This is a genomic window from Hydrogenovibrio kuenenii DSM 12350, from assembly GCF_000526715.1.
GTDB lineage: Bacteria > Pseudomonadota > Gammaproteobacteria > Thiomicrospirales > Thiomicrospiraceae > Hydrogenovibrio > Hydrogenovibrio kuenenii.
This window is the reverse complement of the sequence record NZ_JAGP01000001.1, coordinates 1,892,199-1,913,636: the sequence shown is the minus strand read 5'-3', so window position 1 is coordinate 1,913,636 and position 21,438 is coordinate 1,892,199. Positions and strand designations below refer to the sequence as shown.

General features: G+C 42.3%; 19 protein-coding genes. 2 read left to right on the top strand and 17 right to left on the bottom strand.

Going from position 1 to position 21,438, the window contains the following annotated elements; genetic code table 11:
• Positions 1–12: 12 nt before the first annotated feature.
• The 6 genes from N745_RS0109050 to N745_RS0109025 form a co-directional block, all read right to left on the bottom strand.
• Positions 13–666, bottom strand: a complete 654-nt coding sequence (locus tag N745_RS0109050; protein WP_024851804.1) for a carbonic anhydrase — start codon at positions 664–666, stop codon at positions 13–15.
• A 97-nt stretch (positions 667–763) separates the two neighbouring features.
• On the bottom strand, positions 764–3,028 hold the full coding sequence (locus N745_RS0109045) for a nitric oxide reductase activation protein NorD (protein ID WP_024851803.1): 2,265 nt from the start codon (positions 3,026–3,028) through the stop codon (positions 764–766).
• Between the two features lie 205 nt (positions 3,029–3,233).
• Positions 3,234–4,034: a CbbQ/NirQ/NorQ/GpvN family protein gene (locus tag N745_RS0109040; protein ID WP_024851802.1), complete on the bottom strand. Its 801-nt coding sequence runs from the start codon at positions 4,032–4,034 to the stop codon at positions 3,234–3,236.
• Positions 4,035–4,252: 218 nt separating this feature from the next.
• Positions 4,253–5,653: a ribulose-bisphosphate carboxylase gene (locus tag N745_RS0109035; protein ID WP_024851801.1), complete on the bottom strand. Its 1,401-nt coding sequence runs from the start codon at positions 5,651–5,653 to the stop codon at positions 4,253–4,255.
• A 201-nt stretch (positions 5,654–5,854) separates the two neighbouring features.
• On the bottom strand, positions 5,855–6,802 hold the full coding sequence (locus tag N745_RS0109030) for a LysR family transcriptional regulator (RefSeq protein WP_024851800.1): 948 nt from the start codon (positions 6,800–6,802) through the stop codon (positions 5,855–5,857).
• Positions 6,803–6,813: 11 nt separating this feature from the next.
• Positions 6,814–7,083, bottom strand: coding sequence for a late competence development ComFB family protein (locus tag N745_RS0109025; protein ID WP_024851799.1), 270 nt, complete (start codon positions 7,081–7,083; stop codon positions 6,814–6,816).
• 226 nt (positions 7,084–7,309) lie between these two features.
• Between N745_RS0109025 and N745_RS0109020 the strand changes: the two genes are divergently transcribed.
• Positions 7,310–7,783, top strand: coding sequence for a CopD family protein (locus N745_RS0109020; RefSeq protein ID WP_024851798.1), 474 nt, complete (start codon positions 7,310–7,312; stop codon positions 7,781–7,783).
• An 81-nt stretch (positions 7,784–7,864) separates the two neighbouring features.
• On the opposite strand, the gene purD is transcribed toward N745_RS0109020, so the two are convergent.
• The 9 genes from purD to dsbD all read right to left on the bottom strand — a co-directional run bounded on the left by purD (position 7,865) and on the right by dsbD (position 18,135).
• Entirely contained in the window at positions 7,865–9,166 is a 1,302-nt protein-coding gene (purD, locus tag N745_RS0109015) for a phosphoribosylamine--glycine ligase (RefSeq protein WP_024851797.1), read from the bottom strand.
• A gap of 181 nt (positions 9,167–9,347) precedes the next feature.
• Positions 9,348–10,910 (bottom strand): bifunctional phosphoribosylaminoimidazolecarboxamide formyltransferase/IMP cyclohydrolase, encoded by a 1,563-nt coding sequence (gene purH / locus N745_RS0109010; protein WP_024851796.1) that lies wholly within the window; start codon positions 10,908–10,910, stop codon positions 9,348–9,350.
• Between the two features lie 43 nt (positions 10,911–10,953).
• Complete coding sequence (locus N745_RS12800) at positions 10,954–11,211, bottom strand: helix-turn-helix domain-containing protein (protein WP_024851795.1); 258 nt, start codon at positions 11,209–11,211, stop codon at positions 10,954–10,956.
• Between the two features lies 1 nt (position 11,212).
• Positions 11,213–12,196, bottom strand: a complete 984-nt coding sequence (gene dusB / locus N745_RS0109000) for a tRNA dihydrouridine synthase DusB (protein WP_024851794.1) — start codon at positions 12,194–12,196, stop codon at positions 11,213–11,215.
• A gap of 22 nt (positions 12,197–12,218) precedes the next feature.
• The gene (gene prmA / locus N745_RS0108995) at positions 12,219–13,094 is read right to left on the bottom strand and encodes a 50S ribosomal protein L11 methyltransferase (RefSeq protein WP_024851793.1); all 876 of its coding nucleotides are present in this window, start codon (positions 13,092–13,094) and stop codon (positions 12,219–12,221) included.
• 222 nt (positions 13,095–13,316) lie between these two features.
• Positions 13,317–14,666 (bottom strand): acetyl-CoA carboxylase biotin carboxylase subunit, encoded by a 1,350-nt coding sequence (gene accC / locus N745_RS0108990; protein WP_024851792.1) that lies wholly within the window; start codon positions 14,664–14,666, stop codon positions 13,317–13,319.
• Positions 14,667–14,686: 20 nt separating this feature from the next.
• Complete coding sequence (gene accB, locus N745_RS0108985) at positions 14,687–15,154, bottom strand: acetyl-CoA carboxylase biotin carboxyl carrier protein (RefSeq protein ID WP_024851791.1); 468 nt, start codon at positions 15,152–15,154, stop codon at positions 14,687–14,689.
• 60 nt (positions 15,155–15,214) lie between these two features.
• On the bottom strand, positions 15,215–15,652 hold the full coding sequence (aroQ, locus tag N745_RS0108980; RefSeq protein WP_024851790.1) for a type II 3-dehydroquinate dehydratase: 438 nt from the start codon (positions 15,650–15,652) through the stop codon (positions 15,215–15,217).
• Between the two features lie 284 nt (positions 15,653–15,936).
• Entirely contained in the window at positions 15,937–18,135 is a 2,199-nt protein-coding gene (gene dsbD, locus N745_RS0108975) for a protein-disulfide reductase DsbD (protein WP_024851789.1), read from the bottom strand.
• Between the two features lie 202 nt (positions 18,136–18,337).
• Between dsbD and N745_RS0108970 the strand changes: the two genes are divergently transcribed.
• Positions 18,338–18,862, top strand: a complete 525-nt coding sequence (locus N745_RS0108970) for an FxsA family protein (protein WP_024851788.1) — start codon at positions 18,338–18,340, stop codon at positions 18,860–18,862.
• Positions 18,863–18,903: 41 nt separating this feature from the next.
• On the opposite strand, the gene N745_RS0108965 is transcribed toward N745_RS0108970, so the two are convergent.
• Both N745_RS0108965 and N745_RS0108960 read right to left on the bottom strand, forming a co-directional pair.
• Positions 18,904–19,737 carry an NAD-dependent epimerase/dehydratase family protein gene (locus N745_RS0108965; protein ID WP_024851787.1) on the bottom strand — a complete coding sequence of 278 codons (834 nt, stop codon included), beginning with the start codon at positions 19,735–19,737 and terminating at the stop codon, positions 18,904–18,906.
• Between the two features lie 207 nt (positions 19,738–19,944).
• Positions 19,945–21,138, bottom strand: coding sequence for an OmpP1/FadL family transporter (locus tag N745_RS0108960; RefSeq protein ID WP_024851786.1), 1,194 nt, complete (start codon positions 21,136–21,138; stop codon positions 19,945–19,947).
• Between the last annotated feature and the right edge of the window lie 300 nt (positions 21,139–21,438).

Sequence of the window (21,438 nt, the reverse complement as noted above, 5' to 3'; positions counted from 1 at the left end):
TGCTTGGTAGTACTAGCAGAGCTCGCGTAGAATCGCTTTTTCTGCTTTTTCTATGGTATCGATGGTCACATTCATATTGTGTAGTCGACCGTCTTTGATGTCATAGATAAAGCCATGAATCGCGAGTTCTTGACCTTTTTCCCAAGCATGGCGAACCGCTGGAATATGTGCGATATTGCGCACCTGTTCAACCACATTAATTTCGCATAAACGATTAACCTTTTCTTTTTCAGCCAAAGCTTCCAACTCTTTGCGGTTGTGGTGGAAATATTTACGAATCGGACGAATCCAATGGTCAATTAAGTCTGGGTTGCCCTCATTTAAAGCCGCCATTACCCCACCACATCCGTAGTGTCCATTGACGATAATGTGTTTAACTTTAAGGACTTCAACTGCATATTGAATGACCGTTAGGACATTCATGTCGCTGGAGTTGACTAGGTTGGCGATATTTCGGTGTACGAAAATCGTACCCGGATCCATTTTGACCAATTCGTTTGCAGGGACGCGACTATCGGAGCAACCTATCCATAGATATTCGGGAGATTGTTGAGCGACCAGGCTTTGAAAGAAATGAGGGTCGGCTTCATTGACCTCTTTAATCCACTCTTCATTATTGGCAAAGAGTTGCTCGATAGCGGCATTACTATCACATTTTTCGCACATGCTTATTCTCCAAATATGTCTTTTAAAGGCATAAAAAATGCCCAAAAATTGGGCATTGAGATTTTTCTATAGAAACAATTATAGCGAATTAATGAAATTAATGGGTCAATTTCATAAACACTTGCGGTAGTTGTTCAGGTAATTTCTCGACTTGATCTATGACCGTATAGTGGTTGCCGAAGATGCTTTCCACATAGTCATCAGCGTTCGGATCGAGTGTGATGCAATAGCTGTAAATACCTTTGCCTTCAAGTTCTTCGACGGCTTTATGGGTATCGTGAATCAGCGTTTGCGGGTCTTTAGCATCGATATCCGCTGGTTCACCATCTGTTAACACCAACATCAATTTTTTCTCAGCTTGTTGCGCTTCGAGGTAGTGCGCTGCATGACGCATTGCTGCTCCCATTCGCGTGGAATAAGATGCTTCCATCGAGGCAATACGAGCTTTTACTTCATCTGTGTAACCTTCTGAGTAACCTTTGATGTGTTGGTATCGAACTTCATGGCGCGTATCTGAACAGAAGCCGGCAATGGCAAACTTATCGCCTAACTGTTCAACTGTCCAGGATGTGATTGCCAAAGCTTCTTCGGAAAGCTCCAACAATGTTTGTCCCGTTTCTTGATTACGTTCATTCAACGATTGCGAAGTGTCTACCAATAACATCACGGCAATATTGCGACTATCTGTTGTGTGGCTGTAGTTGATACGCGGGTCAGGCGCTTGGCCGCTTTTGAAGTCGATAACCGAACGTAATGCCACATCAAGATCAAGCTCTTCTCCTTCCTCTTGGAAACGAATACGCTTTTTGTTTTGCGGCTTGAGCATTTCGATCATTTTTTTCAGACGTTTTGCCAAAGTGCCATGTTTTTCCATCAAGCGGTCAACCTTACCCGAGTCTCCAGATGGATGTAGGCGTTCGTAAACTGTTGTCCAGTCAGGGCGATAGCCTTCAGAGATATAATCCCATTCATCATAATGACGTGGCGGCAAGCCGCCTTCATTTTCGACGACCCTTTCTTCATTCTCATACTCGTTTGGCAGAATCTCATCTGGCTCATCGTATTCTTCGTAATAGAACCAGATGTAGCGGTTATCATCACGATAGGAGACTTCGGTATCGTCAAAGAAAACGCTCGGCATGCTATCTGATGATTGCTTGCGGGATTTGACATAGAAATCAATACCAATTTCTGCCATGTCTGCAGTGGTTGAGTTTTCACCTTTCTCTGCCATGACCTTGTGAAAACGTTCACGGAACTCTTCCAGTAATGGGTTTTCCGGGTCAAAATTTTCATCCAACAAGGCGCGTGACATACGAGTAGCACGGTATCGAAGACACGATTGTTTCTTATCGTCACAAGCGCCTTTTTCTGGATAAGGGTGTAGCGCTAGGAATAATTTCTTTAAGCCAGGGTATTTCTGTATCGCTAGGTATTCAACTCGACTATCTTCGAATATCGAAATAAACAACTGCATGTGCGGTGCATAGTTGTCTGCCATTAATTGTGTTGACCATCTGTAGTGCGCCATCATATGCGCTAGGGTTGCACGGAAACGATCCGCACCCGACACGCCATTTTCAGCGTCATAAACATCGGGAATGGCAATCAAGGTGTCATCTAGATAAGGCACGGGTTTGCGCAACTGGTCAAATGCAGTGGAAAATGTCTGAAAGGGCAAGTCGCACTCCCACATACATTCCTTAAGCATATCCATGTGGCGCTCAACATCTTTGAAGGTTGTCCCTTTACGCTCACGAGTGATAATGCTTTTGGCGTCATGCGACTCTAACTTAAAGTAAGCGATTTGTTCGTCCGGTGCGTTCAGATAGTTGCGCGCACCGTAATCGATAAAGTTACGGATACCATTCAGGCAAAGTTTCGAGATTAGCTGTGGCATGGATTCAAGCAGCGCAACCATTCCCGGACTTTCGTACAAAGAATGGTGACCGTGGATAACCGTCTGGGTCTTATCGACATATTCGTCAATAATATCCAGATAATGCTGTAAGTCTTCCACTGTGTCGATACGGCGGCAGACGGTGCTTAACGAATTTAAAAAAGGAATCAGGGCTTTTTTATTCGGGCTACGCGCCAATAAATAACCGTAGTCTGCAATCATTTTGTTGGTGCCTTGGCCGAAATGCGAAGCAATATCCGGCATGACTTCCATAAATACCAAAACAGGCTCGACACCCTGGCCGATTTTACACAGGAAATTTGCGCCGTCCAAATAAGCATCGACCCCCTGTGGCGAAAGCTTGGAAACGGCATTTTCAATCAAGTCGGGAAATAGCTCGACTGCCTTTGGAAATTTACAGGTAAACTTTTCTTGATATTCAGCAAATAATTCTTCATTCATACTTAAACGCTCACGTTTAATTGGAAAGATTCTGTCATAGGCTTTATGCGGAATCTTTTGAAACTATTCTATTAAAAATAGAACTCATTGAGTTTAGATGGGCTGACTTTGCGTGCTGCATCAAACTGGTCGAAGGCTTATATAAAGCGTATATGCCTGAAATCAGTAGTGTGCAGCGCAAAAAACAGCCAGCTAAAACAATGAATTAGCCGAAAATCATTTCAATGGTGTTATCCAATGTTTGGCGAATATCTGCATCATCGGTGATTGGGCGAACCAGTGCCATCTTACAAGCTTCAACCGGTGTAATGCCTTTGTTGATCAAGGTTGCAGCATAAACCATAAGACGAGTAGAGATACCTTCGTCCAAACCATGGCCTTTTAAGTTACGGGCTGCTTCACCGATTTGTACCAATTTTTTGGCCGTTGCTTCGTCAACGTTACCTTCTTTTTGCAAGATATGGGCTTCAACATCTGGCGCCGCGTAATCAAAGTCCAATGCACAGAAACGTTGTTTAGTTGATTGTTTCAAATCTTTCATTAGTGACTGATAACCAGGGTTATAAGAAATAACCAATTGGAAATCAGGGTGTGCCTTAATCAACTCGCCTTTTTTATCAAGCGAAAGTTCACGGCGGTGGTCAGTCAAAGCGTGTATGACAACCATCGTATCTTGACGTGCTTCAACAATTTCATCCAAATAACAGATTGCGCCATAACGAGCAGCCATGGTTAGCGGGCCGTCGACCCAGCGAGTGCCGTTTGCATCTAGCAAATAACGACCAACCAAGTCAGAAGCTGTGATGTCTTCGTTACAAGAAACGGTGATGATAGGCTTGCCAAGTTTCCAAGCCATATGCTCAACAAAACGTGATTTACCACAACCTGTCGGCCCTTTTACCATTACTGGCAGACGAGCATCATAGGCGGCTTCGTATAGCTCGATTTCGTTTGATTGAGCATCATAAAATGGTTCGTTATCAATTTTGTACTGTGAAATATCCATATTTGTTCCCCGTAACATTTATGGTTGATCGAATGTAAGAAATACCTGTTTGCGGCACAACGTTGTGCTTGAAAGTTATTTGGGTCTACGGTTTTATATAAAAACGTAGACCTAAATAACCTTTAGGTTGAGTAGGTTTTTGAGTAAAAGGTTAAAAAAACCCCTGCCGAAGCAGAGGTTTTCTTTGAGTGTTAAACAATTCTTCTCTAAAGAATGAATTACTTATGAACACCCAATTTTTCTCTCCAATCTGGGAAGATTTTGTCAGCATCACCAGGGAAAGATTCGAACGCGCGAGCGAATTCTGGGTGCTCTTTCGCGTATTCGATTGGGTCTGCACCAGTTTTCCAACAGTCATAAGCTTGACCTAGTGAGATACCACCAGCTGCTGGAGAATCAATGTGACCGAATGAACCACCACCACAAGTGTTGATAACGTTACCGTGACCTAGGTTTTCGAAGAAACCAGGAAGACGTAGAGCGTTCATACCACCAGAGATGATTGGAGTAGTAGGCTTCATACCGTACCACTTCTGATAGAAGTAAGGTCCTTGACACTCATCACGCTCAAGCATGTAAGCTAGTACGCGCTCGTCATTGTGACCTTCCATCTTACCGTAACCCATTGTTCCAGTGTGGATACCAGAAGCACCCATCAAACGAGCAAGCTTCATGTAACATAGTGGATCCATACCCATAGGTGACTTGTAAGAAGTCAATGCACCATGACCTGCACGGTGGAAGTGTAGGTAAGTATCTGGGAATGCACGACGTGAAGTCGTTACACCAGCTGGACCAGTTACGAAACCGTCAACTAGGAATGCAACGTGCTTTTCGTTACCGTATTTAGCGAATTCACTCAATACATACTCACCACGCTTGATCATTTCTTCGTGGAAGTCAGCAGTTACGTTAGCAGAGAAAAGTTTTGCTTGACCAGTTGCTTGTTGAGCACGATCCATAGCTTCTGCAACCTTAGGAATAACAACTTCCATTGGGCAGAAAGGTTGGTTAGCTTGTGGCTCATCGTTCTTGATGAAGTCACCACCCAACCAGAAGTCATAACATGCTTTCGCGAATGGCTCAGGACGTAGACCTAGTTTAGGCTTGATGATTGTACCAGCGATGTAACCACCGTCAACTTCTGGACGACCTAGAATTTTCCATAGGTCAGAAATGTCAGTAGCTGGGCCGTCAAAACGCTTAACCATGCTCTCAGGAACCAAGAAGTCCAACATACGTAGACCTTCGTGGTCACCCATACCTTGGTTGTTACCTAGGATCAAAGACCACATGTGAGAAACGTTGTAGATACCGTCAATCAAGTTAGGGTCAAATAGGTCAACAGGGTAAGCGATCTTCATCAGACCACCTTTGTCACCAAATGCAGCTTCGTCGATTTCATAAACCAATGCATCAACACCACGAGTGAAGTCATCAGTTGTAGAAACTTCTACGTTAGTACCAGTTGAAGATTCAGCAGCAACGTGAGCAGCAACTTCAAGGAAACCATAACCAGCAGCAGGTTTTAGACGGTATGCAACTAGAAGGTGGTTACCATCAGCAACCAATTTCTCTTCAGTTAGAGTTAAGTCAGCGTAACGATTAGACTGATCCATTTTTCTTACCTCTTTGTGTGGGCTGAAATCAAAAATTAAGACGGCCCATTTTTTTTTGTTAAACCAATATGTTCTTAAAAATTTTTAAGAAAACTCGAAGTTGGTTTAACCCCGAAAATTTGAAAAGATATTATAAATGCTAGAAGGATAACTTCAAATCAATAATTTTGATTCATTGTATAGCTTTTCGTCTATCGAAAATTAAGAATTAAATAGATTAAATGCTTTATCACTGAGTTGTTGCCCTTCAATTTTGAGCAGCTCAATCATTCTTTCAGCAGCTATAGAAAGAACCTTCCCTTTTGGATAGGTCAGATACCAATGACGGTTGATAGGAAAACCTTTTACATTGAGAATAGAAATCTCGCCGTTTTCAATTTCTTTCATTAAGGTGGGAATAGAGGCAACGGTAATGCCTAGATTTTGTAGTAAGCCTAAACGAATGGCTTCGTTTCCGCCTAATACCATTTTGATTTTAGGTTGAAAGTCGAACTGTTTAAATACATTGTCGATTTGGGCGCGAATGCCTGATCCTGTTTCACGCATTAAGAAAGCTTCCTCTGATAAGTCTTCAATTTTTAGTTTTTTTCCAACGAGTGGGTGCTGACTGTTGGCGACAAATGCGAGAGGGTTCACTGCTATTTGTGCAGAGTTGATGTTTAGGTCTTCAGGTGGTTGACCTAATAAATAAAAGTCATCTTTATTTTGATTTAATCTATCTAAAAGGTTTTCCTTGTTACCTACGCGCATTAAAACAGTTACATCCGGGTAGGCTTGTGAAAACTTATGAATGACTTTTGGAACAAAATACTGTGCGGTGGAGATAACAGATAGTTTGACGCTTCCACCAGAGAAACCTTTTAGGTGGTTAATCTTTTGTTCAACGGTTGAAAGCTCTGTCAAAATTGTAGAACAAGCTTCGTACAGAATTTTGCCTGCTTCCGTTAAATAAACTTTTCGGCCAACTTGTTCAAACAAAGGGACTTCTAAAATATCCGACAGTTTTTTAACCTGCATGGAGACTGTTGGTTGTGTAAGGTGAAGCTCTTCCGCAGCCCTTGAGAAGCTTTGGTTGTTGGCAATGCATTCAAATACTTGCAGCTGTCTTAAAGTGGCATTGCGAGCCAGTTGAGCAATTTTCTCAGGCATGATAAATCAGGTTATTCAATTTCATCGAGTTTTTTTATCTTTTTATGGGCTTTTTTGACAGCCTGTTTTACACGTTCGTCAACTTCCTGGTGTTCTTGGCCAGACATATAAAAAGACATGTCTATGTCATATCGGATGTATTTTGGTGGGATGCGGTTAAGTGCGATACAGGCCATATCAGCCAATTGGTTTTCTGTCAGCCCTGAATTAAGGTAGTGGTCGTTTATTTCGTCAAATACTTTTTTTTCATAAAAGTTATGAACACTTTCTAGATCAGACATGGAACCCTCCGGCGGCATAAAAAATGCAATTATGTTTTTGTAATCATAATGAATTTTAGTTGGCTAAGGAAGAGGTTTGTCAATAATTATGGCGGTACTTTAAAGTTGTTTGTATTGAAAAAATAATTAAATAGGTTTGCTTCGCGATAACTGAGCGATGATAATCAATGTGAACTGCGCAGAAATAACCTCTGCGAAATAATTATCTCATTTGGGAAATATCGTTATGCAATATCTCTATGTTTTAACCATGTTTGTACATTTGCTAGCCGCTATTTTTTGGGTAGGCGGTATTTTTTTGGTCTATATGGTATTCCGCCCTGTTGCGATGACGCAGCTTGAACCGCCGCAAAGATTAACGATGTTTTTGGGCATCTTTAGCAAGTTTTTTCCATGGGTTTGGGTGTTTATTGTGGCATTAGTCATATCAGGCTATACAGATTGGATTTTTAGGTTGGGTGGTTTTGAGTCTCCACCGCTCTACCTTTTGGCTATGGAAATAATCGGATGGATAATGATTGTTTTATTTGCCTGGCTGTATTTTGGTTTTTGTAAGCGATTTAAAAAACATATAGAAGATGAAAATTTTGCTGAGGCTGGAAAGGTTTTAAATAGCAAGATGAGACCCATTATTATCACTAATTTGATTTTGGGAATGCTTGAAGCATTGATTGGCGTGTCTGCACATTACTTCTTTTGATAGAGGTTTGTGATTCATATAAAAAGAAAAGGCAATCCATACGGATTGCCTTTTCTATATCGAGCGAGTGACTCGATTAACTTAGCGTACAGCTTCTCTTGAGATAGCACGATGACCAATATCAGTACGATAATAAACATCTTGCCATGTAATCTCTTTTAAACCTGCATAAGCACGGTTTTGTGCTTCAGTAACGTTTTCACCGAGTGCTGTAACACAAAGCACACGACCACCAGAGGTCACGACATCGCCGGCTTCATTTAACGTGGTTCCTGCGTGGAATACCTTAATATCAGCTGCGTTTTTAAGAACATCAGAATCCAGTCCAGAAATAACGTCGCCTTTACGATAATCGTCAGGGTAACCACCAGCAGCCATAACAACGCCAAGCGCTGCTCTGAAATCCCATTGTGCAGTGACTTCATTTAAACGCTTATCTAGCGCTGCTAAACAAAGTTCGCTTAGATCAGATTGCAAACGCATCATGATTGGTTGGGTTTCAGGGTCACCAAATCGACAGTTAAACTCGAGTACTTTTGGTGTTCCGTCTGGTGAAATCATGACGCCAGCATATAAAAAGCCGGTATAAGGTAGGCCGTCTTTTGCCATGCCCTCAATCGTCGGCTCAATCACCTCTTTCATAATGCGATCATGTACATCACGAGTAACCACAGGGGCAGGGGTGTAAGCCCCCATACCACCAGTATTCGGGCCTGTATCACCATTATTACGCGCTTTGTGGTCTTGGGAAGTAGCCATAGGCAGAATGTTTTTGCCATCCGCCATGACAATGAAGCTGGCTTCTTCACCGAATAGGAATTCTTCGATTACAACGCGAGCACCGGCATCACCAAATTTGTTACCTGCTAACATGTCTTCAACAGCGGCAATGGCTTCAGCCACAGTTTCAGCAAGAATAACGCCTTTACCAGCGGCAAGACCATCGGCTTTAATTACAATCGGCGCGCCCATTTTTTCAATGTAGCTTACTGCCGGTGGAATTTCGGTAAATACTTGGTAATCCGCTGTTGGGATTTTGTGTTTCGCCAAAAAGTCTTTCGAAAAAGCTTTTGAACCTTCAAGCTGCGCAGCACCTTTTGAAGGGCCAAAACATTTTAAACCAGCAGCTTCAAAAGCATCGACAACACCAAGTACCAAAGGCACTTCTGGGCCAACGATGGTTAAAGCAATATCATTGTTGTTAGCAAAATCTACCAGGCTGGGTAGGTCTTCTACTGAGATATTGACGTTTTCCAGATTTGGCTCAAGTGCCGTTCCTGCATTTCCAGGGGCGACAAAAACTTTGGCAACTTTGTTGGATTGAGCTGTTTTCCATGCCAGTGCATGCTCACGTCCACCACTTCCGATAACTAATACATTCATTATTTTGTACTCTCTCTTACGAGTTAGAAATTCTATCTTTTCTTAAACACTATTTAAGTAATGCGCGTTTTGTTCAATATCTAGGCGGCTAACCGACCCGAAGCGCAGTGTACTTGACTGTACGTGAGCATCGGAAGCGGATTAGCCAACAACGAGATTGAGCAAATAAGCCATTACGACCTTAGTGTTTGAAGTGGCGCATACCTGTGAACACCATCGCAATACCATGCTCATTTGCAGCATCAATCACTTCCTGGTCACGCATAGAGCCGCCAGGATGAATAACTGCTGTAATGCCAGCTTCCGCCGCCGCATCAATTCCATCGCGGAATGGGAAGAAAGCATCAGATGCCATGACAGAACCAGGAACTTCTAAACCTTCATCTGCCGCTTTAATACCTGCGATTTTCGCTGAGTAAACTCGGCTCATTTGTCCTGCACCAACACCGATAGTCATGCCGTCTTTGACATAAACAATAGCGTTGGACTTAACGTATTTAGCGACTTTCCAAGCAAAGAGTAGGTCTGCCATTTCTTTTGCAGAAGGTGTACGCTCAGTAACAACCTTTAAGTCTGCTTCGGTTACGCTACCTAGGTCACGATCTTGAACCAATAAGCCGCCAGTCACACGTTTGTAATCATAAGCTGCTTGCTGTTCTCCGAGTTCGCCGCAAGCTAAAAGACGCACGTTTTGTTTAGCAGCAACCACTGCTTCAGCATCTTTAGAAACACTCGGCGCAATAATAACTTCGACAAATTGACGGTCAACAATGGCTTGTGCTGTTTCTGCATCCAATTCACGGTTAAAAGCGATAATGCCACCGAATGCAGAAGTTGGATCGGTTTTGTAAGCACGGTCATAAGCTTCGAATAAACTGGCGCCAATAGAAACCCCGCAAGGGTTAGCGTGTTTAACGATAACACAAGCCGTATCATCAAAAGTTTTGACTAATTCCAATGCAGCATCGGTGTCGGCGATATTGTTGAAAGACAAAGCCTTACCTTGAATTTGCGTTGCAGTAGAAATCGAAGCTTCGTTTGGGTTACGCTCGGTATAGAAAGCGGCTGCTTGATGAGGGTTTTCGCCATAGCGCATACTCTGTTTTTTGACGAATTGCGTTGAGTAGGTACGCGGGAACTTGTCTTCGGCTTCTTCATTAAACATGGTGCCGAAGTAGTTGGCGATAGCGCCATCGTAACGTGCCGTTTGTTCAAATGTTTTGATTGCTAAGTCAAAGCGGGTTGCATGACTGAGTTGTCCAGAGTTAGCAGACATTTCTTCTAAAATACGAGCATAGTCAGCAGGGTCGGTTACTACAGAAACGTCTTTGTGGTTTTTAGCTGCAGAGCGCAACATTGTTGGGCCGCCGATGTCGATGTTTTCAACAGCATCTTCCAAAGAGCAGTCAGGTTTCGCAACGGTTGCTTCAAATGGATAAAGGTTGACCACGACCATATCAATTGGGTCGATACCGTGTTCGTTCATAATGGCATCATCTTTGCCGCGACGTCCTAAAAGGCCACCGTGAATTTTAGGATGAAGGGTTTTTACACGACCATCCATCATTTCTGGGAAACCAGTATATTCAGAGACTTCTGTAACAGGCAAACCTGCTTCCGACAGAACCTTGTAGGTTCCTCCTGTAGAAAGAATGGCAACGCCCATTGAACTAAGCGATTGGGCAAATTCCAGGATGCCGGTTTTGTCGGACACACTAATAAGCGCGCGGCGAACAGGTTTCATAGGTTTTCTCCGAAGTTAAGTAACATAAAAATTTGAATTTAAATTAGGGTTTTGAAATCTGGTAAGTTTGAATCTTTTTTCGCAGTGTGTTGCGATTGATACCGAGGATGTCTGCGGTTTTGCTCTGGTTATAGTCCGTTCGATTCAAAATGAATTCAATCATCGGTTTTTCAACCTGACTGATGACGAGTTGGTACACATCCGAAGGCACTTCTTCTTGCAGCGTTTTAAAGTAAGCGTCTAACGTAAGGGTGACGTGATCGCTTAAAGAACTGTATTTTTTTTCGCTAGGTGAAGTCATGTTAATTAAAAAACTCTTTTACTAAATCAAGCTGTGCTTGAGTGTTACCTAATTGGTTAAATTGTTTTCTAAGTTTAGTGCCGTTGGTTAAGTGTTGGCTGTACCAGCCTATATGTTTTCGAGCTATTCTATGCCCTTGCTGTTCTCCATAGAGTTTGTAAAGTCCATGCAGATGTTCAAGCATGACGTTCTTTACCTCTAAGAGAGTTGGGTTTTTCAAAAGCTGTTGTGTGTCGAGATAGTGCGAAATTTGCTTAAATAACCATGGGTTACCTTGAGCAGCGCGTCCTATCATGATGCCATCACAAAGCGTATATTTTAATACAAAATCTGCATCTTCGGGGGTGCAAATGTCACCATTCGCAATCACCGGAATTGAGACCGAGGATTTAACGTCTCGAATGGTGTCGTATTCAGCCTTTCCATTGAATTTATCAGCACGTGTACGACCGTGAATGGTAATAGCGGATAACCCGCAATCTTCGGCAAGCTTTGCTATTTGTAATGCATTTTTATTTTCTGGTGTCGTTCCTGTGCGAATTTTGACGGTAACAGGTAGGTCAACGGCATTTTGCACGGCCTCGAAAATTTGTTGTACCCGTTCTGGATAAGCCAAGAGGGCAGAACCTGCCGCGACATCACAAACTTTTTTTGCTGGGCATCCCATATTCAGGTCTATGACTTGTGCGCCACGGTCTTGTTGCCATTTTGCTGCTTCCGCCAGTTCCGTAGGGTTAGTTCCCAGTAGTTGGACGATACGAGGAGCCTCTTCATTTTCATCTGCGTGGCGGCTGGAAGATTTTGCAGATTGCCAGAGTTCTTTCTTTGAGGCTACCATTTCCGATACCGCATAGTCGGCCCCGAGAGTACGGCAAATATCACGAAACACACGGTCAGTTACGCCAGCCATAGGAGCAAGTGCAACAGTCGGCTTAGCTCGGTCTGATGAGTTGGAGTCTGATAATGATGCGAAGTAGGGATGCATGGGTTTTTAACAAGTTAAAGCATTATTGTTTTTCAAAGGTCAACTGGGTCCACTCATCTAGCTGGTTGTGTTCCAGTAAATGAAAACCGAGCGTTTGATAATGAGCAATTAATTCTTTAGCCTGCGTTGTTAGAATCCCAGATAAAATTAATGAACCTTTAGGTTTTGTAAGACGAAAAAATTCGGGAGCTAATTCTTTTAAGGGACCAGCCAGGATATTTGCCAATAAAATATCAGCAGGCTCTGCATCAAAATCCTTTACAAGCTCGAACTCAATGGTGGCATTATTTCGTTCAGCATTTTGCTGGCTTGCTGTAATAGCTTGCGGATCAATATCCGTCCCTTTGACTTCTTTTGCGCCAAGTTTTGACGCTGCTAGAGCTAAAATGCCAGAGCCACAGCCGTAGTCTATGACCGTTTTGTCTTTTGGTGGATGCGCATCCAGCCAAGTTAAACACATGGAGGTAGTCGGGTGAGTGCCTGTACCAAATGCCATACCTGGGTCGAGCATTAGGTTCACCGCATTGGCATCTGGTGCTTCACTCCAACTAGGCACAATCCAAAGGTTTTGGCCAAACTTAATAGGTTGAAATTGATCCATCCAGGCACGAATCCAATCTTTGTCTTCAAGTACTTCAACTTTGAAGTTAGCATTTTTTAGCTCTGGCAGAATTGAAGTGACTAAGTTCAAAATAGGTTGAACCTCAACTTCGGCATCAAATAGTGCCATCACCGTCGTTTGTTGCCAAATAGGTGTTGTACCCAGATCAGGTTCGTAAATTGGGCGATCTTCTGCATCCATAAAGGTAACAGAAGCAGCATTGGCTTCCATAAAAGCGTCCGATAAGGGCTCTGCCAGTTTTTCTTCTACAGTGAGGTTTATTTGTATCCAGGCCATTGATGCTTCCAGTTGAAAACTATTGCGAAACCCAAACCATTTGCTAAACATATGTTCAGGATGCTTATTTACTATGAGTAAATTACACACCTCCACAAAATTTTTGCCGTGGTTTTGGCTTTCTCGTTATGTTTTCAGTTAGTGTATTCCTTAAAACAAAAAAACCACGGTATCAAACGTCATAAACGTTTTCTCCGTGGTTGCTAAAACAGTGCTTTTAGATTAAACGAGGTGTTCTAATCTATGTTCTAGATAGTGGATATTTTGTCCACCTTCGCAGAAGCCAGCGTCGTTCATGATTTCGCGTTGCATATGAATATTGGTTTCAATGCCTTTGATAATCAATTCTTGAAGTGCTACATCCATTCTACGTATCGCTGTTTGGCGGTCATTTCCGTAACAAATCAGTTTACCGATCATAGAGTCGTAGTTTGGTGGAACAGGGTAGCCTGTATAAAGGTGAGAATCCCAACGAACACCTAAACCACCTGCTAAGTGTAATCTTTCGATTTTACCAGGAGATGGAATGAAGTTTTTAGCAGGGTTTTCTGCATTGATACGACATTCAATCGCATGACCACGAATCTCAATATCTTCTTGTTTTAAAGATAAAGGTTCACCCATAGCGATTTTGATCTGTTCTCTAACCAAGTCAACACCGGTAACTTGCTCTGTGACAGGGTGTTCTACTTGAAGACGCGTGTTCATTTCTATGAAGTAGAACTCACCGTTTTCATATAAGAACTCAAATGTTCCGGCACCACGATAACCAATTTCAATACACGCATTGACACACGCCGTACCAATTCGGTTACGTTGTTCGGCAGTAACGCCAGGTGCCGGGGCTTCTTCAACCACTTTTTGGTGGCGACGCTGCATTGAACAGTCACGTTCACCAAGGTGGATTGCATTGCCTTGACCATCTGCAAGAACTTGGATTTCTATATGGCGAGGATTCTCAAGGAATTTTTCCATGTAGACTTCAGGGTTGCCGAAGAAACTGCCTGCTTCTGATTTGGTCAACTGGATTGACTTAATCAAGCTGGCTTCGGTATGGACGACACGCATGCCGCGTCCACCGCCACCACCAGATGCTTTAATGATAATCGGATAACCGATTTTTTTAGCCATGCGTTTGTTTTCATCGTCATTGTCGCCTAAAGGGCCACCAGAACCTGGAACGGTTGGAACACCGGCAGCGACCATTGCTTTAATGGCAGAAACCTTGTCACCCATAATACGGATAGTTTCAGCTTTTGGGCCGATAAACACAAAACCACTTTCTTCTACGCGTTCTGCAAAGTCTGCGTTTTCAGATAAGAAACCATAACCTGGGTGAATGGCTTCAGCATCGGTGATTTCCGCCGCTGCAATAATGGCTGGTACATTCAGGTAGCTTTCTGAGGATGGTGCTGGACCAATGCAGACAGATTCGTCAGCAAGTAGAACATGCTTTAAATTAGCGTCTGCGGTAGAGTGTACCGCAACGGTTTTAATGCCCATTTCTTTACAGGCACGTAAGACGCGAAGCGCGATTTCACCGCGGTTCGCAATCAGAATTTTTTCAATCATAAACTCTCCGCAGAATTTGATTATTCAACAACGAATAGAGTTTGACCAAACTCTACAGGTTCAGCGTTTTGAACTAGAATTTGTTTGATCGTACCAGATTTATCCGCTTCAATTGGGTTCATGATTTTCATCGCTTCGATAATGCAAAGCGTGTCGCCTTCAGATACCTTGTCACCGACTTTAACGAATGGCCCAGCATCTGGTGATGGAGATGCATAGAAAGTACCAACCATTGGAGAAGCAACCTTGTGTCCTGATGCTTCTGCAGGAGCAGCGGGTTCAGCAGAAGCAGTTGGTGTTGCAGCTGGCGCTGGCGCAGCAGCAGGTGCTGCCTGTTGAGGCATGTGTTGCATCATTGGGGCTTGCATATAAACAGGTTCTTGGCTTCGAGTAATGCGAATATTGTGTTCGCCTTCTTTGATTTCGATTTCAGCAATATCGGATTGTTCTACGATTTCGATAAGCTTGCGAATTGATCGAATGTCCATCTTCGGAGTCCCTCTATTTAAAATTTAATAATTAGTTGAATATAATTTTGTTTTTTCATACTACTTCAGTTTTTCGACAGCAGATGCTAAAGCGAGCTGGTAGCCAATAGGGCCTAAGCCAGCAATAACGCCTTCAGCAAGGTCGGAAAAGAATGAGTGATGACGAAAGTCTTCACGTTTGTAAATGTTTGACAGGTGAATTTCGATGAATGGGATTTTTACAGTCGCCAATGCATCGCGAAGTGCCACACTTGTATGGGTAAAAGCTGCAGGGTTGATGAGGATGAAGTCGATTTGATCATCCTGTGCTTCTTGTACGCGCTCTACGAGTTCGTGTTCTGCATTGCTTTGGAAGTGGTATAAACGCACTTCATAATCATCTGCCAGTGTTTCGAGTTCTTCAACAATATCTGATAGCGTCTGACGTCCATAATGCTCAGGTTCACGTTTGCCAAGCATGTTAAGGTTGGGACCGTTCAGTACCAAAATATTTGCCATGAGTACACCCTAGGATTGAAGAAGAACGCAGCATTCAATTGATAAAGTCTATTGCTTTGTTGTGAAAGCTTGTTCTAGTTGTTTGTAAATTTTTGAAATTATACCTAAATATCAATAAAAACGATACGGAAACTGGTCAAAAGTCTATTGAAAATACGCGAAATGTTTTGAAAGTGGTGTTTTGGTGGTTTTGAGTAGGATTTGAAGGTTTTGTGGGGAGTATGAAGGTACCCAGCCTGGCAGATTTTTAAAATCTACCAGGCTGGGGGGTACTTAAAGAAAGTTTATTTAAATGAAGCCTGAACGTTTTGTGAGAACTGTTCTGGTTTTTGGAAACCAATTACTCGGTTTTGACGAACTTCCTGCCCATCTTTAAAGAATAGAATCGCAGGTGGTCCAATAATACCAAAAGCTTTCATTAGTGCTTTGTCATTATTGTTGTTGGCAGTGACATCAGCTTGAAGAAGCGTAACACCTTTTAGTTGCTGCATAATGCCTGCGTCTGAGAAGGTGAATTTCTCCATTTCCTTACAGCTCACACACCAGTCGGCATAAAAATCTAGCATGACTGGCTTGCCCTTAGCGACTTCTGCTTTCAGTTCATCAAGTGTTGTGATTCGCTTAAAAGCAAGGTGTTGCTCTGCACTTGTGGCTGAACCTGAAGCACCGCCTTGATAAACTTTTAAAGGTTGCATAACGTCTTTGCTACCACCAGCTAAGCCGATAATCATAATTACACCATAAGTCAGTAGGATAAATCCTATCGATTTCGTTAGCTTAGACCAACCGGATTTCTCACCAATCGATTCAAGTGCGCCTAGGTAAATTGCAGAACCAATCAGTAGAGCAGCCCAAAGCGCCATAGTAACTGCGTCAGGTAAGATGCGTGCTGCCATCCAGATGGCAACGCCAAGCATCAATACACCAAATACCGCTTTGACGTTTTCCATCCATACACCGGCTCTTGGTAGTAGTTTTCCTGCGGAAGTTCCTAGTAGCAGTAGAGGAACGCCCATACCAATACTCATTGCAAACAGTGCGGTTCCACCTAAAAGGGCATCACCTGTTTGGCCGATATAAATCAAAGCACCTGCTAACGGTGGCGCAACACATGGCCCAACAATTAGTGCGGACAAGAAGCCCATAATGCCAACACCGGTTAAAGTACCGCCTTGTTGTTTATTGGATAGGTTGGTGATTTTTGATTGCAATGCACTTGGCAGTTGTAGCTCATAGAAGCCAAACATAGAGAATGACAGTAGTACGAAGATAAATGCGAAACTACCGATAATCCATGGGTTTTGGAACATGACTTGTAGGTTTTCACCAAATAACCCTGCCAACACCCCTGCAACGGTATAGGTGATAGACATGGCAAGCACGTAAACCAAAGACATAACAAATGCTTTGCGTGTTGTTAAGCTGTCACCTTGACCAACGATGATGCTGGACAAAATAGGAATCATCGGGAATACGCATGGCGTTAAAGATAACAGTAAACCAAACAGGAAAAAAGTACCGATGATAATCCACACAGAACTATGTTGTAGTGTTTGAGTGATTTGATCTGTTTCAGACACAGGTGCAGCCGTGTTGCTTGCTGCTGGAGAGTTTGTTGCACTTGCAGTGTTCTCTGAAAGTGAAACTTGTTTCTTTTCAGGTGGATAGCATACGCCCGCTAAGTCTGAACATCCTTGGTAGCCAATTTGAATTTTTGAATCAGCAGTTAAGTTAGAAACTGGCAATATGGCTTCAAAGTCGGTTTTGTAAACTAGAGTATCGCCAAATACAGGGTCGTTGCTTGGCTCTGCTTTAGGAAGTTGTAGAGCGCCAAGTTGTGCAGGGCCACTTAAGACAGAAGCTTTGATTTTGTCTTTATACAGGTGGTAGCCCTGAGTCACTTTAAAGTTAAGGATTAAGTTACCCTTATTGTCTTGGTGGCTTGTAAAAGCAAAAGCTTTATCAGCTGGTAAAAGCTCGCCATCATCATTGCTGTCCGCAAGAACATCATTCAAGCTGGAAAGGCTGTTTCCTGAAGTTGCAGCGGGAATGGTAACGGATAGCTGTCGTGTTTGCGGTGGATAACAAACGCCTAACTTATCTGCACACCCTTGGTATTTCACCGTGATGGTTGCTTCTGATAGTTTTGTCGTTTCAAAAGGCTGTTGAATATCCAACTTATTCAAATAGACTTCGGTCTTACCAAACACAGGGTCATCTTTGGTGATGGCTTGGCTGAATTTTGGAGTGCCGAGTTTCAAGTCGCTGGAAGCAATAGAGACTCGTTGTTTGTATAGGTGGTAATCTTTCGCAATAGTCCAATGTAAATGGATTTGTCCATCTTTTACCTCTGGTATTGCCAGTTTGAAGGCTTGATTGACATCTAATAGTTCATCATCCGCATATGCGTTGGATGTGAGTGCAAAAAGACTAAAGGTAAAAAGAAAGAGTCTTAATAAATTGCGAAAAGTGGAGTTTGTCATAGTTATGCCTTGAAAATATCTATTTCGTTATTATCTTAAACTAAGAGGTATGCCTGAAAATATAAATGGCGTGCACTCAATAGTATTTCAAACTTAATTGTATAGAACTTAGCTGAATTCTATCTTAAATTTGATGCAAACCCAAGATTGTTGCTATGGTATTGGGGTTGTAAAAAATTAAGATCCTAGAAAAGAGACCCTTATGTTTAAAGTTTTCTTCCTGATGTTTTTGTTGGTGCCGCTTGTAGAGCTTTATGTTCTGATAGAAGTGGGTAGTGTCATTGGTGCTTTGCCAACAATATTATTAACCATATTTACTGCTATTGTTGGTGCTGGTTTGATGAAAAACCAAGGTGTTGCTACCTTACAAAGAGCGCAACAAAGTTTGGCCATGGGGCGAGCACCTGAAACGGAAATGATGGAAGGAATGTTTATTTTCTTGGGTGGTTTGTTTCTATTGATACCCGGATTTATTACAGACACCTTTGGCCTGTTGTTTTTAATCCCACCCATTAGACAGTTTTTGGCGCGCAAGTTTATTTTGCAGCGTCAATCTAACTATGCTCGTCAACATGGGCGTGATGGTAATGTCTATGAAACAGAATGGACTGAGTCGGAAAATGGTCATGTTAAGCAAGTGCATGTGACTTATCATTCATCACAGTCAGATGTGATTGAGGGTGAAGTTCTGGATTCCGAAGAGTCACCGAAAAAAAACGATAAGTAAATTATTTTGAAAGCGTGGCAAATATTTGCCACGCAAGGCGCTTAATAGTTTTCTAGCATTTCGCCATACCCTTCTTCGAAAGAAGGGTATTTAAACTCATAACCTGTCGCACGAATTTTAGCGTTTGAAAGACGCTTATTACTTCTTTGCGCCCGACTGCTCTCGGTGGGTTCAAGGTGTTCAATATCTTGCGGCACCGAAAGTTGATCAGCTAGCCATTCGTAAACTTCACAAGTTAGAGTGGGTTCATTATCCACGCCAATATATAAGCTATTGGTTTTGTCATATTTCATTAAGTGCGCCATGATGCCCACGCAGTCTTCTGAATGAATGCGATTGCTGTAGACGCCTTCCATACAATGTGCTTTACCCTTTAAGATCAAGTCAATTAAATGCGTGCGCCCAGGGCCATAAATACCACCAAATCGAATAACTGTGGCAGGAAAAGGTGCATTAAAAGCCAACTCTTCACCTTCTAACAAGCGCTGGCTGGTAAAGTGCTTGCCTTCGGTAGGGCTTTCTTCAGTTACTTTTTCGCCATCGTTTTGCCCAAATACAGAAGTGCTGGAAACAAAGAAAAGACGCTTTAGTTTTTGGCCGCTTAAAGACTGAATCAGATTTTTTAAACCAAGTACATAGGCTTGGTAGTAGGCTATATCTTTGTGGCTGCTGGCAGCAACAATATAGAATGCATAATCAATGTTATCTGGTACTTCAGGTGGTTGTGCAAATAAATCAGATGCTATTGGCGATATATTTTCTGGTAGATCGTCTACGTTGCGACGAATACCAAAAATTTCATGCCCATCGGCCGTTAGGATATCTGCCAAACGACAGCCTAAATCACCGCAACCTGCTATTAAAACTCTTGCCACTTTAGAACTCCATACAGAAGAATCTGACTTAAAAACGAACTTTTCCGCAGTATGCACTAATTTCAAAAAATAATAAATGACAAATTGTTTACAAGAGGTGATTTATTGAAAATCTACCAGGCTGGGGTCTTGCTATGAGGATGATTTAGATACAAAAAAACCGCTCATAAGAGCGGTTTTTTTATTCATGCAATTTTCTAATCTAGATTAGAAGTTCATGCGTAGAGAAACCGTGTACCCAATTTGAGAGTGAGTGGTTTTCTGCGTGGTACCAGTTGCAGTCGTTTTAGAAATAAACCCAGTATTAATTGTTTTGTTAACTTCTGGCGCGTAAACCACAGAACCGTCTAGAGCCATATTTTTGGTTAGCTTGTAACCACCACCGAAAGTAACGTGAGTTGTTACGATACCTGGGAAGAACACATTGTTAAACATGTTAACAGCTTGATTTGAGTAGGAAGAATCGTTAAGCTTTTTGATTGGGTCATCGCCATAGTTAGCACCTGCACCTAGCCAATAACCTTGACCTGCATACTTCATACCTAGAGCAAATACGTTTTGGTCTTTCCAGTTAAAGTCTTTGTAACCTTTTGCTGAACCCCAAGCGATTTGTTTAGCATCAGCTGTAATCGTGTAGTTACCCATGCCATAAGCCACACCCGCTTTAAGTTCGGCAGGTTGTTCCAAATGGTCAGTGAACCCTGTTAGGGCGAACCCTTTTGAGGCAGTAGTGATTTGGTTTTTGTATTTCATGTCAATAGCTGACTGATATGAAAGACCAAGAGTTAGGTTTTTAGCAAGATCAAAGTAACCACCTAGGTTAAAGCCCATGCCTAGGTCAGATGACATGCCGTTACCAACTGTACCTGAAGTGTTTTTATAGTTGATATCAAGTGCGCCGTATTGTAGTACTGGAGCAAAACCAATACCAAACTTACTTGTGTTATAGGCTAAAGTTGGCGCAAATTTCATTAGTTGAAGGTTGCTGTATGCATTGAAAAGTTTATTATCGTCTTGGTAGTCAACCCCCATACCTGCTGAACCAAAAATACCTAGACCAAAAGTCAGATTTTTATCTAAACGAGTAGATAGAGAAACTTCAGGGATAATGTTGGTATCGTTTGCACTTGTTGGGCTTGTTGCGCCAGCAGTAGTTGATTTGTCTTTAACGGCAGGCTTAAATAGTGTGCCACCAATAGCGAATTCAGTACCTTTTGACTTACCTAAAAGACCTGGGTTGGTTAGGGCGTTTTCAGACCCCATAAACATAGCTGCACCAGTACCACCCATTGCACGAGAATGTGCACCTAGACCGATTAGTGAGTCACCATTAGTTGCCAAAGCAGGCGTTGAAACTACAGCTGTTGCTGCGATCGCTAATGCAATTCGAGTCATCTTCATTTTTTCATTACTCTCTCTTATAGTTGAATTTGGTGTGGCTTCTTTTCCTAAAGAGTTTGGGTCATCCATGAACCAAGCCACATGCTTATCAGGGAGCTACTATGCCTAAGACTTTTACATCTTGATAATCAAAAAAATTTTATGCTGTATTAGTGGGATTAATTCCGAATGATGTTTATTGTTGGAAAGTGCGTAAAATCGTTAGAGTTTGTGTATAAGGTGTTGATTTATATAAAAATAAGCCTTTATTAATATAAGGAAATACTGTTATTTTTCCATTTTGTGGAGGGGGTTAAAATA

Excerpts from the sequence above, each read along its gene's own strand:
- N745_RS0108970 (WP_024851788.1), top strand. The coding sequence starts at position 18,338 with ATGTTTAAAGTTTTCTTCCTGATGTTTTTGTTGGTGCCGCTTGTAGAG.
- N745_RS0109040 (WP_024851802.1), bottom strand. The coding sequence starts at position 4,034 with ATGGATATTTCACAGTACAAAATTGATAACGAACCATTTTATGATGCT.
- prmA (WP_024851793.1), bottom strand. The coding sequence starts at position 13,094 with ATGGCCTGGATACAAATAAACCTCACTGTAGAAGAAAAACTGGCAGAG.
- N745_RS0109025 (WP_024851799.1), bottom strand. The coding sequence starts at position 7,083 with ATGTCTGATCTAGAAAGTGTTCATAACTTTTATGAAAAAAAAGTATTT.
- N745_RS0109035 (WP_024851801.1), bottom strand. The coding sequence starts at position 5,653 with ATGGATCAGTCTAATCGTTACGCTGACTTAACTCTAACTGAAGAGAAA.
- aroQ (WP_024851790.1), bottom strand. The coding sequence starts at position 15,652 with ATGGCAAATATTTTGGTACTGAACGGTCCCAACCTTAACATGCTTGGC.
- purD (WP_024851797.1), bottom strand. The coding sequence starts at position 9,166 with ATGAATGTATTAGTTATCGGAAGTGGTGGACGTGAGCATGCACTGGCA.
- N745_RS0109045 (WP_024851803.1), bottom strand. The coding sequence starts at position 3,028 with ATGAATGAAGAATTATTTGCTGAATATCAAGAAAAGTTTACCTGTAAA.
- N745_RS0109020 (WP_024851798.1), top strand. The coding sequence starts at position 7,310 with ATGCAATATCTCTATGTTTTAACCATGTTTGTACATTTGCTAGCCGCT.
- dusB (WP_024851794.1), bottom strand. The coding sequence starts at position 12,196 with ATGCATCCCTACTTCGCATCATTATCAGACTCCAACTCATCAGACCGA.
- dsbD (WP_024851789.1), bottom strand. The coding sequence starts at position 18,135 with ATGACAAACTCCACTTTTCGCAATTTATTAAGACTCTTTCTTTTTACC.
- N745_RS0108960 (WP_024851786.1), bottom strand. The coding sequence starts at position 21,138 with ATGAAGATGACTCGAATTGCATTAGCGATCGCAGCAACAGCTGTAGTT.
- accC (WP_024851792.1), bottom strand. The coding sequence starts at position 14,666 with ATGATTGAAAAAATTCTGATTGCGAACCGCGGTGAAATCGCGCTTCGC.
- N745_RS12800 (WP_024851795.1), bottom strand. The coding sequence starts at position 11,211 with ATGACTTCACCTAGCGAAAAAAAATACAGTTCTTTAAGCGATCACGTC.
- N745_RS0109030 (WP_024851800.1), bottom strand. The coding sequence starts at position 6,802 with ATGCCTGAGAAAATTGCTCAACTGGCTCGCAATGCCACTTTAAGACAG.
- accB (WP_024851791.1), bottom strand. The coding sequence starts at position 15,154 with ATGGACATTCGATCAATTCGCAAGCTTATCGAAATCGTAGAACAATCC.
- N745_RS0109050 (WP_024851804.1), bottom strand. The coding sequence starts at position 666 with ATGTGCGAAAAATGTGATAGTAATGCCGCTATCGAGCAACTCTTTGCC.
- purH (WP_024851796.1), bottom strand. The coding sequence starts at position 10,910 with ATGAAACCTGTTCGCCGCGCGCTTATTAGTGTGTCCGACAAAACCGGC.